The organism is Phyllobacterium pellucidum (genome assembly GCF_013327855.1).
Classification (GTDB): domain Bacteria; phylum Pseudomonadota; class Alphaproteobacteria; order Rhizobiales; family Rhizobiaceae; genus Phyllobacterium; species Phyllobacterium pellucidum.
The window spans coordinates 1293403-1305657 of record NZ_JABUMX010000001.1 but is presented as its reverse complement, the minus strand read 5'-3'; the positions used below and the strand labels follow the sequence as shown (position 1 = coordinate 1305657).

Here is a 12255-nt window from a genome sequence, read left to right as displayed (position 1 = left end):
CTGTCGGTCCGTTACTCCGGAAGACCGGCTTTAAGATAGCCATCGACGAAATGCGCACGTGTAGCGTCGTCGCGAAACGGCTCTGTCGCGGCCCAGCGGCTTGTCGTGAAATGCGGATTGGCGACAAGGAACAGTTGGACCTCGGATCGCGCTTCGTCGAACCGGCCGAGTTGCGCAAGGCTTGCGGCGAGGAACCGCCGTGAGCTCGTGCGATACGTCTCGTCCCGGCGCAGCGTCTCGACGGCCGCTTCGTAGTCGCCGGCCGCGTATTGCGCCTGGCCGAGCGTCAGATAGTACCAGCCCGACGGGAACGGGTTGAGGCGGAACGCCTTGCGGATATGCTCAAGGCCCTCCTCGACCCGCCCGGCCAGAACCGCGATGTCTGACAATGTCGCCCAGGTGTCCGCCTCGTTCGGGTCGAGCTCGATCGCCCTGGCGAATTCCGCATCGGCCTCGGCAAAGCAGCGCTCGTAGGCTAGCAGGTTGGCGAGGACCCAGCGGCAGCCGGCGTCATTGGGGTCGATCGCGACGGCCTTGCGCGCCAGATCCAGGGCGAGGCGGCGCGTCGGTTCAATGGGATCGCCCCAATGCACCCATCCCATCCAGTGGTTCATGGCAAGCCAGCGATAGGCTTCCGCATATTCCGGATCGAGCGAAACCGCGCGCGTGAGCATAAGATGCGCTTCCCGCGCCGTCTGCGGCGAATCGTCGATCAGCTTGCGCGCGCGCACGCACAGATCGTACGCCTCGAGACTCTTGGGCCGATTGCGTGGCGGCGGTGCGCGCAGCCGCCCGAGCAAGGCCTCGACGATCTTGGCGGTGACCTCGTCCTGGACGGCAAAGATGTCCTCGAGGCCGCGATCGAAGCGTTCCGCCCAAAGGTGATCGCCATTGACGGCATCAACCAGCTGGGCGTTGATGCGCACGCGCCCCCCGGCATGGCGTGCACTCCCCTCAAGGAGATAGCGCACGCCAAGCTCCTGCGCGATCTCGCGCACATTCGTCGCCTTTCCCTTGTAGGCGAAGGCCGAGTTGCGTGCGATAACGAAAAGGCCCGCGATTCTCGAGAGGTCCGTGGTCAGGTCTTCGGCCAGCCCGTCGGCGAAGGATTCCTGCGCGGGATCGTTGCTGAGATTGACGAAGGGCAGCACGGCTATCGAAGGTTTATCGGGGAGTGCCAGGGGTTTTCGTGCCGGGCCATCGCGCCTTTCGATGGCGCCGGTGAAGCGGTAGCCGACGCGCGGCACCGTGGAGATCCATTCGCCGCCATCGGTTGCTGGGCCAAGCAGTTTCCGCAGCTGCGCGATCTGGACTGTGAGGTTGCCTTCCTCGACGGCCGTGCCTGGCCATGCCGCGTCCATCAGTTCGGCCTTGCCGAGGATTTCGCCCGGCCGGTCGGCGAGCGCCGCAAGCAGCTTTATCCCGCGGTAGCCTACGGCAACAGGCTCATTGTTCCGAAGGAGCGTTCCCGCACCCGGATCAAGCACGAACGGACCAAAGGCAAAGCGCGATCCTTGCATATGGCGGATATAGCCGGTTTGGAACGTTTTGAGAACTCTTTGGGCACGCCTTTAAGAAACCGCATCGTTGACCGGGTTTGCGAGCGTTGCCCCCTGCACCTTCAAGCTATTCGAGGCGCCCGAGGATATGCGCGTCTTCGCGGACGAGGTTGCATGCCGACAACGTTGAGCAATAGGCGGACGATCGCCAAACACGCCCCGTACAGCTCCGTTTGGAAGTTTTGAGAACTATTTGGCAGGGCTTAATTACGACGCCGACCGCATCCTGCACAATTCACCCTTCTTTAGGGCCTTCAGGTCCTGAAGCCATCAGGAGGTTGTCATGGACGATATTCGCACCATTACCCCGGTCCCGCATCAGTTGGTACGGAAGCTCGCGCGCCTGGCGCCTGAACCGCGCCGAGACTACAGCCTCGCGGCGTTGCGCAGCACAATGGCCGCATGGAGCGAGCGGGCCCGCTTTCGCTGGGCACTTGCGCAAATGGCCAAGGACAATCCGCATTTGATTGACGATATCGGCCTGACGAGTTGGCAGGTCGAGGAAGAGATCGCCAAGCGCTTCTGGAGACGGTGAGGTGGGGATCGAAGAATGGCGCACCCGACAGGATTCGAACCTGTGACCTCTGCCTTCGGAGGGCAGCACTCTATCCAGCTGAGCTACGGGTGCTGATACAAGGCGTCAGCCTTACATGCGCGAAGCGTTTCTAGCCGATGCGGGCCAAGGCTTCAATGACGAATTTTGCTTTGTCTTCGTTGCCACATGGGGGCCGGCTTGAGGTCACGCAGTATTAGGCCCTAACTCCTGTCCCAATCCAAATAGTAGTCGATGGGATACTCCGGCCACCGCTGATGCCCCCCTAACTGATTAATTGTCCGATGTCATGGCGAGGCGTAAAATATAGGCGCGGGTATAACAATAAGGCACTGGGGCCATGAAAAAAACTCGAGACTACTATGATGATGACAGCAGAGACGCGCGCTCGTTCCTGGTAAAGGTATGTGACTACGGCGTGGCGATACTGCTTCTGGCAGGTCTTTTCTATTCGACATTTCTCGACGTGCAGGGCCGGTTCAAGCCGAGCAATGCGGAAATCGTCGCAGCGCGGCAGGCGAAGATCGCCAGCGAGCACGCCAAGCTCGAGGCGCCTGTCACCATCGTCGAATAAGCCGACAGAATTTCCCCTGCGGGAGCCGGCCCCGGTCATGAAACCGGGAACGGCTTGTTATGCCCTGGACTTATTCGATGTCGAAGGAGACGCCCTGGGCAAGCGGCAGGGCCGTCGAATAGTTCACCGTATTGGTCGCGCGGCGCATATAGGCCTTCCATGCGTCCGAACCCGATTCGCGGCCGCCGCCGGTTTCCTTTTCGCCGCCGAACGCGCCACCGATTTCCGCCCCTGACGTGCCGATGTTGACATTGGCGATGCCGCAGTCCGAGCCGTCGGCGCTGAGGAAGCGCTCTGCCTCCTGCAGGTTCAGCGTGAAGATCGAGGAGGAGAGGCCGGCGCCAACCGCATTGTGGTCGGCGATCGCTGCGTCGAAATCATCATATTTCATGACATAGAGGATCGGCGCGAAGGTTTCTTCGAGAACCGGGCCTGCCTGCTTGGGCATTTCGACGAGGGCAGGACGGACATAATAGGCATTGGCATGGCCGTTTTCGATGCGGTTGCCGCCGGTGACCTTGCCGCCATGGTCGCGTGCTTCGCCAAGGGCGTTCTGCATGTTGTCATAGGCGCCCTTATCGATCAGCGGGCCAACCAGGGCCGAAGTCTCGAGCGGGCTGCCGACGCTGACGCTCTCATAGGCCTTCTTCAGGCGCGGCACCAAGGCGTCATAGACGCTCTCGTGAACGAAAAGGCGGCGCAGGGTGGTGCAGCGCTGACCGGCCGTGCCCATGGCGCCGAAAGCGATGGCGCGCAGCGCCATATCGAGATCGGCCGAGGGGCAGACGATGCCGGCATTGTTGCCGCCGAGTTCGAGGATCGAGCGGGCAAAACGTTTTGCAAGACGAGGACCGACCTCGCGACCCATCCGCGTGGAACCGGTTGCCGAAACGAGCGCAACCTTCCGGTTGTCGACGAGGGCTTCACCGATCGTGCGGTCGCCCATCAGCGTCTGCGACAGGCCGGCCGGAACCTCGCCGAAACGGGCTGCGGCACGCTCGAAGATGGCCGCGCAGGCGAGAGCGGTGAGCGGGGTCTTCTCCGACGGCTTCCACACGACGGCATTGCCGCAGACGAGGGCCAGTGCCGTATTCCACGACCAGACGGCGACCGGGAAGTTGAAGGCCGAAATCACGCCGACGACGCCGAGCGGGTGCCAGGTTTCCATCATGCGGTGGCCGGGGCGCTCGGTGGCAATGGTGAGACCGTAAAGCTGGCGCGAAAGACCGACAGCGAAATCGCAGATGTCTATCATCTCCTGCACTTCGCCGAGACCTTCGGAGGGGATCTTTCCGGCTTCGATCGAAACCAGGCGGCCGAGTTCGTTCTTCAGGGCGCGCAGTTCCTCACCGAACAGACGGACAAGTTCGCCGCGCTTCGGAGCGGGGACAAGGCGCCATTCGCGGAATGCGGCATCGGCCTTGTCGATGATCTTTGCGGCGTCGTCGGCCGAGTGGACGGCAATGTCGGCGATCTTCTCGCCCGTGACCGGGCTGAACGATGGCATCGCGCCGCCTGTATAGGCGGCCTCGGCGACGCCGAGCTTGGAAAGGAGGGTCTTTACTTCTTGAGCAATGGTCATCTTGCTTCCCTTAATTTGTCTTTCTGCCGGGCTGGCAGAGATATTGGATGCGTGACGGGCTTTTGCCAGCCATGTTCGAGGGTCAGCCACCTTAGCAGGTCCTGACCCCAAGTTTTAGTTTCTCAATCTACAAGTGCGACTGGCTGGAGATCGCGGCGGCAGCGGGCGATCGACGCCTTCTCAAGGCCTTCGTAATGGGCGAATTCGTCGAGGACCGGCATGCCGAGATGGGCTTCAAACTCCTGCTGGCTCGGGCTTGCCGCAAATTTCTGCGCACCGTTATCGCCAAGGTTCGACTGGAAAATGCCGGCGGCGCTTACCGGGAGGAAGTCTTCATAGACGATCGGATCGAAAACGACTGCGCCCATGGCGACCAGCGTTTCGAGGCTCGCCGGCTCGCGCGCCGAAAGCGCTGCCCGGGGGAACCCTTCAACGGGCGTATACCGGAAATAGCCGAGGCCCTGCTGACGGATCGTGTTCCAATCGTCCGGGAAGGCTTTGAAGGCTTCGCTGAGGGCGGCGATGTAGGCGGCCGCGTTCGAACCGTCGGGAGCAGGACGCACAACCTCTCGTGCCTGCGCAAGCAGCCGATCATAGAGCGCGCGGCCCTTCGGCGTCAGCGCGACTCCGCGCTGTTCGATTTCGCCAAAGCGGGCAGTGTGCGAACCCTTTGCCCACGTGCCCTCTTCATCCCGGAACGACACCGCTTCCTCGAGGGCTTTGAATGAGGTCTGCCGCAGGAGGATGGGGCACTCTCGGGTGGGCGGGCCCTCGATAACGGCCTTGGGCGCGATGCCGTGGGCCGGCATCAGCTTCTGGACGGCATCGATGTCGAGCGTGCGCGGGGTCAGATGATTGATATGCGGTCCTTTGAACGACACGACGTCGGCGATCAGCCGGTGCGCATCGTGCAGGCGGCGGTAGAGGTCGCTGCTGACGCTGGCCTGGTCGTGCCAGCGGAACGTCTCGAGGATTTCCTTGACGAGCAGGGCGGCGTCCGCAGCGTCGAGGCCGCCCGCAGCTTCAGCCTTTTCGATCAGGAGAATCGCCTTGTCCGTGAATATCTGGCGCGCTGCGAGGGTCTTGCGCGCTTCCTCCCGCAATGCGCCGTCGTCGATCAGATCGAGGCGCAGGAGCGAAGTGAATACGCGGAATGGATTGATTTTCAGCGCTTCGTCACCGACAGGCCGAAAAGCGGTCGAATGGACCGGCACGCCGGCTTCGCTGAGATCGTAATAGCCGACCGGATACATGCCCATGACGGCAAAGGCACGGCGCAGCATGGCAAGTTCGGCAGGGGTTCCGACGCGGATAGCGCCATGCCGCTCCTCAGAGATGCGGTCGAGCGTCTCGGTCTGTTCCAGCCGGTGGCGCAGTTTCGGCGAAGCGGCGAGCGTATCGTCGTTCACCTGCGCCACGAGCTCGAGGAGCGTTCCGTAGGCGGGAACCTCGGTCCTGTACATGGCCGACATCGCTGTCGAAAAGGATCCGCGGATCACGTCCGTTGAAGTAAACGTGGCTGAATTCATAACTCTGCTTCCGTTATGGTTTGCGACGGCAATTTCTTTCCGTTCATGCATGTTATGGATTATAGAGTGGTCACCGGCCTGCGGATTGCGAAGAATCAAACTGGGTTAATGCGAGATTGGAATGAAGTTAAGCCGCCGATTGATCCCGGATATCGACATATTGCAAACGTTCGAATGCGCGGCGCGCCATGGCAGCTTCACGCAGGCGGCCAAAGAGCTTTCCCTGACCCAGAGCGCGGTGAGCCGCCAGATGAGCGAACTCGAAAGCCAGATCGGCGTGCTGCTGTTCGAGCGCGTTCGCCAGCGCGTGGTGCTTTCCGAGGCAGGGCAGAAATTCCTGCCAGAGGTGCGGCACCTGCTTGGTCTTACCGAGGAGACGATGTTGCGAGCCATGGCCGCCTCGCAATCCGCCTCGTCGCTGAGCATCGCCACGCTGCCGACCTTCGGCAGCCGCTGGCTGATGCCGCGCCTTCCGAATTTCGTGCGCAGAAACCCGGAAATGGCGCTGAGCGTCGCCTCGCGCTCGCGGCCCTTCGATTTCGAGGATGAGCCTTTCGATCTCGCCATCCATTATGGCCAGCCGGTATGGGCGCATGCCACCTGCACCTATCTGTGCAGCGAGTTGATCGTGCCGGTGGGCAGTCCCGAACTCTGCGCGGCCAATCCGATCAGGGCAGCGGCCGAACTTGCCGATGCGCCGCTTCTGCATATTTCGACGCGGCCGAAATCCTGGGCCTCCTGGTTCGAGGCGGCGCAGGTGAGCGTCGCAAGTCCCTACAAGGGCCACCGGTTCGAACATTTTTCCATGGTCATCGAGGCTGCGCTTGCCGGGCTCGGATTTGCTCTCCTGCCGCGCTACCTGATCGAACAGGAGCTTGCATCCGGCCGGCTTATCGTCCTCTTCGATCAACCATTGCGGACGGAAAACAGCTACTACCTCGTCGTGCCGGACCACAAGAAGGAAAATCCGCTGATGCAGAGCTTCGTCACCTGGATCGCCGAGCAGGTGTCCGAACGCGCGGGCACCGGTCATTCGCTCACCGCATAATGTCTTCGAAGAATTTCACTTCAGGTTGCAAGATTGCGCTTTATAACCACCATAGGTAATTGTGCCGCACGCCCTCGGCCGACTGTTCAGGTGATCCCATGCTCAATGATGAACGCTCCCACGGCTTGTGGGAAAAGACCGCCCCGCCAGCGCCTCGGACGGAAGCTTTGCGCGGCGATATTTCGGTCGATGTCGCGGTCATCGGCGCGGGCTTCACCGGCCTCTCTGCCGCCCTCCACCTTGCCGATGTGGGCGCCAAGGTCGCAGTCGTCGATGCCGTGGAGATCGGCTTCGGCGGTTCGGGCCGTAATGTCGGCCTGGTCAATGCCGGCATGTGGGTGATGCCGAATGACCTGCCGGGCGTTCTCGGGCAGGTCCACGGCGAAAGGCTGCTTGAACTTCTGGGTAATGCGCCGCAATCGGTGTTCAACCTTGTCGACCGTTTCGAGATCGATTGCGAACTCGAACGCAATGGTACGCTGCACTGCGCCGTCGGCGATGATGGCGTGAAACAACTCGAACAGCGGGCCGAGCAATGGCTGGCGCGCGGAGCGGCCGTGCGGCTGCTGAACGCCGCGGAAACCGCAGCAAAGGTCGGCTCGACCGCCTATGCCGCATCGCTTCTCGATAGCCGGGCGGGCACGATCCAGCCCCTCAGCTACGTGCGCGGGCTTGCGCGAGCGGCGCTTTCCAGAGGCGCGGCGATCTATTCGGGTTCTCCCGTTACTGCGACCGAACGGAGCGGCGATCGCTGGCTGGTGCGCACGCCATCGGGCACCGTCTCGGCCGAGTGGATCATCGTTGCGACCAACGCCTATACGACGTCGCCGTGGCCGCAATTGCGAGCCGAACTCCTGCATCTGCCCTATTTCAACTTTGCGACCACACCATTGCCGGAAGACATTCGGAAAACTGTTCTTCCCGAGCGGCAGGGCGGCTGGGATACGAAGGAGATTCTTAGCTCCTTCCGCATGGACAGGGCAGGGCGCCTGGTATTTGGCAGCGTCGGCGCCCTGCGCGGCACCGGCATGGCCGTGCACAAGGCCTGGGCGGCACGCTCGATCCGCAAGGTGTTTCCGCAGATCAAGAATGTGCAATTCGAAGCCGGCTGGTACGGTCAGATCGGCATGACCAGCGACAGCCTTCCCCGCTTCCACACGCTCGCTCCGAAGATCATCAGTTTCAGCGGTTATAACGGTCGTGGCATCGCGCCCGGGACGGTCTTCGGCCGCATTCTTGCCGAGCACGTTGCAGGCAAGGTCAGCGAAACAGACCTGCCGCTGCCGGTCACCCAGCCGCGGGAGCAGGGACTCCGTACTGTTCGCGAAGGTTATTACGAAGTCGGCGCCCAAATCGCGCATTTCGTCGGGAACAGGTTTTAGCCATCCGCATTTGCTTGCCATCTTGCGCGTTGCGACATATTCCTAGCGGATGGATAGCAAGAAGCCGACGCGGCCATTCAGACCGAGCGTCTCCGCCAGCATTCTCGCAGCGGTCAGGAACCGCAACAAGCGCTCCACAGGCGCGACCAAGGTCGTGCGCAGCGATCTGCTCATCGCTTCCTACAATGTTCACAAATGCGTCGGCATCGACAAGAAGTTCGATCCGGACCGCATTGCGCACGTCATCAGCGAGATTGGGGCGGATGTCGTCGCCATCCAGGAGGCCGACAAGCGCTTTGGCGAACGCAGCGGGCTTCTCGACCTGGCGCGCCTCGAGCGGGAGAACAAGCTGATCCCCGTGCCGGTGGCGTCGCTCTATCCCAAAGGCCATGGCTGGCACGGCAATCTGCTGCTGTTTCGCGCCGGCGTCGTCCAGCGCGTACAGCAACTGGTGCTGCCGGGGCTGGAGCCGAGGGGCGCGCTGGTTGCCGATATCGACCTTCAGGCGGGGCCCTTACGTATCATTGCCGCCCACCTTGGCCTGCTCAAGCATTCGCGCCAGCAGCAGACGGAAGCGATCCTCGATGCGGTGCATGCCGACCCCTCGCGCCCGACGCTCCTGCTCGGCGACCTCAATGAGTGGCGCGTCGGCAAGGGATCGTCCCTGCACTTCCTGAAGCCTATCTTCGATCCGGCGAGGAACGCCGTTCCGAGCTTCCCGTCGCGCTTTCCTGTGCTCGCGCTCGACCGTGTCCTCGGCCATCCGCACAGCCTCGTCACGGCGATCGAGGTGCACGACACGCCACTTGCGCGCGTCGCCTCCGATCACCTTCCGATCAAGGCGCATGTTGATCTCAAGGCCGCGATTGCCGAGACAAACGCCATCAAAGATAGGGCGAACCTAGCCAGATAATCCGGTCGATCAGCCTCGCCCAGAATGAGCGGGCACGCAGCTTTTGCAGGAGCACCGGTTTCGCTGAGGCGATTGCCGTGTCGATCAGCGCCTCCACTTCGGTAGCGAACGGCGCATCAATGACTTCAAGATCGACCTCGAAATTCAGCCGCAGCGAGCGCGGATCGAGGTTCGACGATCCGACATAGGACCAGGCGCCGTCGATGGCGAGCAGTTTCGAATGGTTGAAGTTGCCGGATGCGCGCCAGATGCGGCAATGGCTCTTCAATATCTGATCGAACTGCGCGGTCATGGCCCGGTCGACCAGCTTGAGATTATTGACCGACGGCACGACGATATCGACCTCGACGCCGCGCCGCGCCGCGGTCACGAGCGCGCTGATCAACTCGCGGTCAGGCAGGAAATAGGGCGACATGATGCGGATGTGTTGCTGCGCCACCGAAAAAGCGCCCATCAGCATGCGATGATTGGCTTCGACGCTCCGATCGGGACCCGACGGCACCACCCGGATAAACACCGGCTGGCCCGGCTGCTTTATCGGCGGCTCGATGGCCCAGGCCTCGCCGCCAAGGTGCTCACGCGTGGTGAAGCGCCAGTCTTCTGCCGCCACGTGGAAAAGGTCGGTGACAATCGGCCCTGTCAGCCGGAAGTGCGTGTCGCGCGCATTGTCTTCGCCGAAAATTTCGCGCGAGAAGCCGGCGCGAATGTTCATGCCGCCGGTAAAGGCGACCCTGCCGTCGACGACCAGTATCTTCCTGTGGGTGCGAAGGTTGGCATAGGGCAGGCGCAGGCCGATAATGATGTTGCCGTTGAAGACGTCGACCTTGACCCCGTGCTTGGCCAGATAGCCGACGATCGTCGGTATCGAATAGCGCGCGCCGACGGCATCGATAAGCACCCTGACTTCCACCCCGCGCTTCTTTGCGGCAATGAGCGCGTCGGCGAGGCGCAGACCGATCTTGTCGCGGTCGAAAATATAGGTTTCGACGAGGACGCTGCGTTGCGCGCCCTGAATTTCCGCAAGCATGGCATGGTAGGCTTCGTCGCCGCCGTGCAGCATGTCGATGTCGTTTGCCGTGGTGAGCCGACAGCGGCTGACCCTATCGCCGAGCGTCTTCATCGTGGCGAGGCGCTTTTCGAAATGCGCAAGGACATCCTGATCGCGCGCGTGAAAGCGCACGAGCTGATCCTGGCCAATCTCGCGCAGGAATTCGCGCTGCGACGAGATGGTCGAGCGCCGGATGCGATTAATTCCGGCAACGGCATAGATGACGGCGCCAATGACCGGCGAGAGAATGATGACGCCGACCCAGCCAATCGCTGCGCGCACCTCCTCCTTGGTCATCGTCGCATGGATAGCGGCCGGCACACCAAGAAGAACCGAGAGCACGAAAAAGATGTGCGGCCAGTAGGTTGTAATGAAATTAGACATGCGAACGCATCATATCAGGAAATCGAATCCCGACGCGAACGCCATTCGGCCAGCGAGATAGGCTGGTCGGGAATACGAATTTCGAAACTCGTTCCCGCCCCTTCATTGTCACGCAATTCAATTGTTCCCCCATGTGCCCGTACCAGCTCGTGTACGATTGCAAGGCCAAGTCCGGTACCCCCGGAGCGTGCCGATCCCCTGAATGCCCTGAACAGATTCTCCCGCGCCTTGGCGGGCAGGCCCGGCCCCGTGTCCTCGACGCCGATGATCGATGTCGTCCCGATCTGGCCGGCCGTTATTGTCAGCCGCTTGATAATGGCGTCGTCGTCGCGCGTGTCGCCGGTCATGGCCTGTACCGAATTGCGGCAGAGGTTGAGAATGATCCGGAAAAACTGGTCCGGATCGGCATCGAACTCGAAGGATTCCGGCACGAGATTTTTGAATTCAATACCGGATTTCGGGTCGATGCTGAGCATTTCCTCAACTTCGTTGACGAGCGTGCGCAGCTTCACGCGCCGGCGTTGCGGCGGTGGCTCCTGCGTTCCGCCATAGGCGAGAACCGTCTGTGAATAATTGATCGCGCGGTCGATCGTGCGTACGAGCTTGGGGACAAAGCGCTGGATCGCCGGATCGCTGGTATTGGCGAGATGATCGGACATCAGCTGCGCCGAGGCGAGGATATTGCGCATGTCGTGATTGATCTTGGAGACGGCAAGGCCAAGATCGGCGAGATGCTTCTGTTCAGAAAGGGTGCGCTGGAGCTGGCGCTGCATGTCGGCAAGCTCGCGCTGGGCAATGCCGAGTTCGTCCTCGCGGTTCTCGGGCTTGATGATTTTTTGCGGATCATCCGGTGAGCGCGCAAAGGCGAGCATATTGTCGCTCATGCGCTGGATTGGCCGGATCAGCAGACGGCTTATGGCAAGGAAGACGAGACCGGCGGTGATCGCCGAGATAAACAGCGAGATGAGTGCCACATTGCCTGCATAGCGCAGCATGGCATTGCGCAGCGGCCCGTCGGCGGTCAGGAGCTCGATGACCTTGCCCGTGTCGCCGATCGGACCGTAGACGCGAATGATCCGGTTGCCGCCGTTGATTACCGTATCGAAAGCGTCGCGAATTACGGTGATCGGGTCGGTCACAGTGATATCGACGTGGCGATCGACCTTCGACGGCATTTCCGCTACGGCGAGCAGGCGCGAGGCGCCTTTTTCGCGCAAGGCGATTGCTTTCGTGCCGGTGGCAAGGAGTACGTCGTCCTGCACCGTGCGCGGAATTTCCTCGCTGTCGTTTGCCGCAAGGACAACGCTCGCGGCGGCGACGGTATTGAGGCGATCCGACAGCCAGCGAATGCGCATGTCGGCCATGGTAGGCACGAAGATCATCACTTCGGCGACGAGGCCGAAGAGGAGGGTGAGCAGCAGCAGCTTGCCCGAAAGGCGCTTGAAGACGGGCAAGCGTCGTCCGGCGTGCCGTGTCGCGCTCGTTTCGGCAGACTTTTGTTCCGGTGCAGCCATTTGATCTCCGTCGTCAGGCGGTGTAAGCCGCCTGATGAATTAGCACAATAATTCACTTGGCCGTTTTTGCCTATTTTGAATCACGGCAACGAATTGACTTCTCGGCATCGGGCCTCTATAAGCCGCGCACGTCCGGGTTGACCGCCCCGGCGGCGTGTTTTTATGCGCT

10 protein-coding genes and 1 tRNA gene are annotated in these 12255 nt (G+C 61.6%); 5 read left to right on the top strand and 6 right to left on the bottom strand.

Annotation, left to right across the window (positions count from 1 at the left end; translation table 11 throughout):
• Positions 1-11 precede the first annotated feature (11 nt).
• Positions 12-1520 (bottom strand): winged helix-turn-helix domain-containing tetratricopeptide repeat protein, encoded by a 1509-nt coding sequence (locus HQ945_RS06455; protein WP_113280267.1) that lies wholly within the window; start codon positions 1518-1520, stop codon positions 12-14.
• A gap of 322 nt (positions 1521-1842) precedes the next feature.
• Here HQ945_RS06455 and HQ945_RS06450 point away from each other — a divergent pair, with 322 nt between their 5' ends.
• Positions 1843-2094 (top strand): DUF1127 domain-containing protein, encoded by a 252-nt coding sequence (locus tag HQ945_RS06450; RefSeq protein ID WP_228017226.1) that lies wholly within the window; start codon positions 1843-1845, stop codon positions 2092-2094.
• Between the two features lie 16 nt (positions 2095-2110).
• Here HQ945_RS06450 and HQ945_RS06445 read toward each other — a convergent pair.
• A tRNA-Arg gene (locus HQ945_RS06445) sits at positions 2111-2187 on the bottom strand.
• Positions 2188-2452: 265 nt separating this feature from the next.
• Here HQ945_RS06445 and HQ945_RS06440 point away from each other — a divergent pair.
• Positions 2453-2686, top strand: coding sequence for a hypothetical protein (locus HQ945_RS06440; protein ID WP_027230524.1), 234 nt, complete (start codon positions 2453-2455; stop codon positions 2684-2686).
• A gap of 70 nt (positions 2687-2756) precedes the next feature.
• Here HQ945_RS06440 and amaB read toward each other — a convergent pair whose 3' ends face one another.
• Both amaB and hglS read right to left on the bottom strand, forming a co-directional pair.
• A complete protein-coding gene (gene amaB, locus HQ945_RS06435) occupies positions 2757-4268 on the bottom strand; it encodes an L-piperidine-6-carboxylate dehydrogenase (RefSeq protein WP_091920002.1) in 1512 nt (503 codons plus the stop codon).
• A 122-nt stretch (positions 4269-4390) separates the two neighbouring features.
• The gene (gene hglS, locus HQ945_RS06430) at positions 4391-5797 is read right to left on the bottom strand and encodes a 2-oxoadipate dioxygenase/decarboxylase HglS (protein ID WP_113280268.1); all 1407 of its coding nucleotides are present in this window, start codon (positions 5795-5797) and stop codon (positions 4391-4393) included.
• A gap of 121 nt (positions 5798-5918) precedes the next feature.
• Between hglS and HQ945_RS06425 the strand changes: the two genes are divergently transcribed.
• The 3 genes from HQ945_RS06425 (at position 5919) to HQ945_RS06415 (ending at position 9140) form a co-directional block, all read left to right on the top strand.
• Positions 5919-6845 (top strand): LysR family transcriptional regulator, encoded by a 927-nt coding sequence (locus tag HQ945_RS06425; RefSeq protein WP_113280269.1) that lies wholly within the window; start codon positions 5919-5921, stop codon positions 6843-6845.
• Positions 6846-6943: 98 nt separating this feature from the next.
• Entirely contained in the window at positions 6944-8227 is a 1284-nt protein-coding gene (locus HQ945_RS06420) for an NAD(P)/FAD-dependent oxidoreductase (protein WP_113280270.1), read from the top strand.
• Between the two features lie 49 nt (positions 8228-8276).
• Positions 8277-9140 carry an endonuclease/exonuclease/phosphatase family protein gene (locus HQ945_RS06415; protein WP_091919996.1) on the top strand — a complete coding sequence of 288 codons (864 nt, stop codon included), beginning with the start codon at positions 8277-8279 and terminating at the stop codon, positions 9138-9140.
• Here the strand turns inward: HQ945_RS06415 and HQ945_RS06410 are convergent.
• Positions 9112-10572: a phospholipase D-like domain-containing protein gene (locus tag HQ945_RS06410; protein WP_113280271.1), complete on the bottom strand. Its 1461-nt coding sequence runs from the start codon at positions 10570-10572 to the stop codon at positions 9112-9114. The two genes, HQ945_RS06415 and HQ945_RS06410, sit on opposite strands and share 29 nt — an antisense overlap.
• 14 nt (positions 10573-10586) lie before the next feature.
• Positions 10587-12086 carry a sensor histidine kinase gene (locus HQ945_RS06405; RefSeq protein ID WP_113280272.1) on the bottom strand — a complete coding sequence of 500 codons (1500 nt, stop codon included), beginning with the start codon at positions 12084-12086 and terminating at the stop codon, positions 10587-10589.
• Positions 12087-12255: the final 169 nt, after the last annotated feature.

Bases quoted from the DNA above. Each gene is read 5' to 3' on its own strand.
- HQ945_RS06410 (WP_113280271.1), bottom strand. From the start codon at position 10,572: ATGTCTAATTTCATTACAACCTACTGGCCGCACATCTTTTTCGTGCTC.
- HQ945_RS06425 (WP_113280269.1), top strand. From the start codon at position 5,919: ATGAAGTTAAGCCGCCGATTGATCCCGGATATCGACATATTGCAAACG.
- HQ945_RS06455 (WP_113280267.1), bottom strand. From the start codon at position 1,520: ATGCAAGGATCGCGCTTTGCCTTTGGTCCGTTCGTGCTTGATCCGGGT.
- amaB (WP_091920002.1), bottom strand. From the start codon at position 4,268: ATGACCATTGCTCAAGAAGTAAAGACCCTCCTTTCCAAGCTCGGCGTC.
- hglS (WP_113280268.1), bottom strand. From the start codon at position 5,797: ATGAATTCAGCCACGTTTACTTCAACGGACGTGATCCGCGGATCCTTT.
- HQ945_RS06450 (WP_228017226.1), top strand. From the start codon at position 1,843: ATGGACGATATTCGCACCATTACCCCGGTCCCGCATCAGTTGGTACGG.
- HQ945_RS06405 (WP_113280272.1), bottom strand. From the start codon at position 12,086: ATGGCTGCACCGGAACAAAAGTCTGCCGAAACGAGCGCGACACGGCAC.
- HQ945_RS06415 (WP_091919996.1), top strand. From the start codon at position 8,277: ATGGATAGCAAGAAGCCGACGCGGCCATTCAGACCGAGCGTCTCCGCC.
- HQ945_RS06440 (WP_027230524.1), top strand. From the start codon at position 2,453: ATGAAAAAAACTCGAGACTACTATGATGATGACAGCAGAGACGCGCGC.
- HQ945_RS06420 (WP_113280270.1), top strand. From the start codon at position 6,944: ATGCTCAATGATGAACGCTCCCACGGCTTGTGGGAAAAGACCGCCCCG.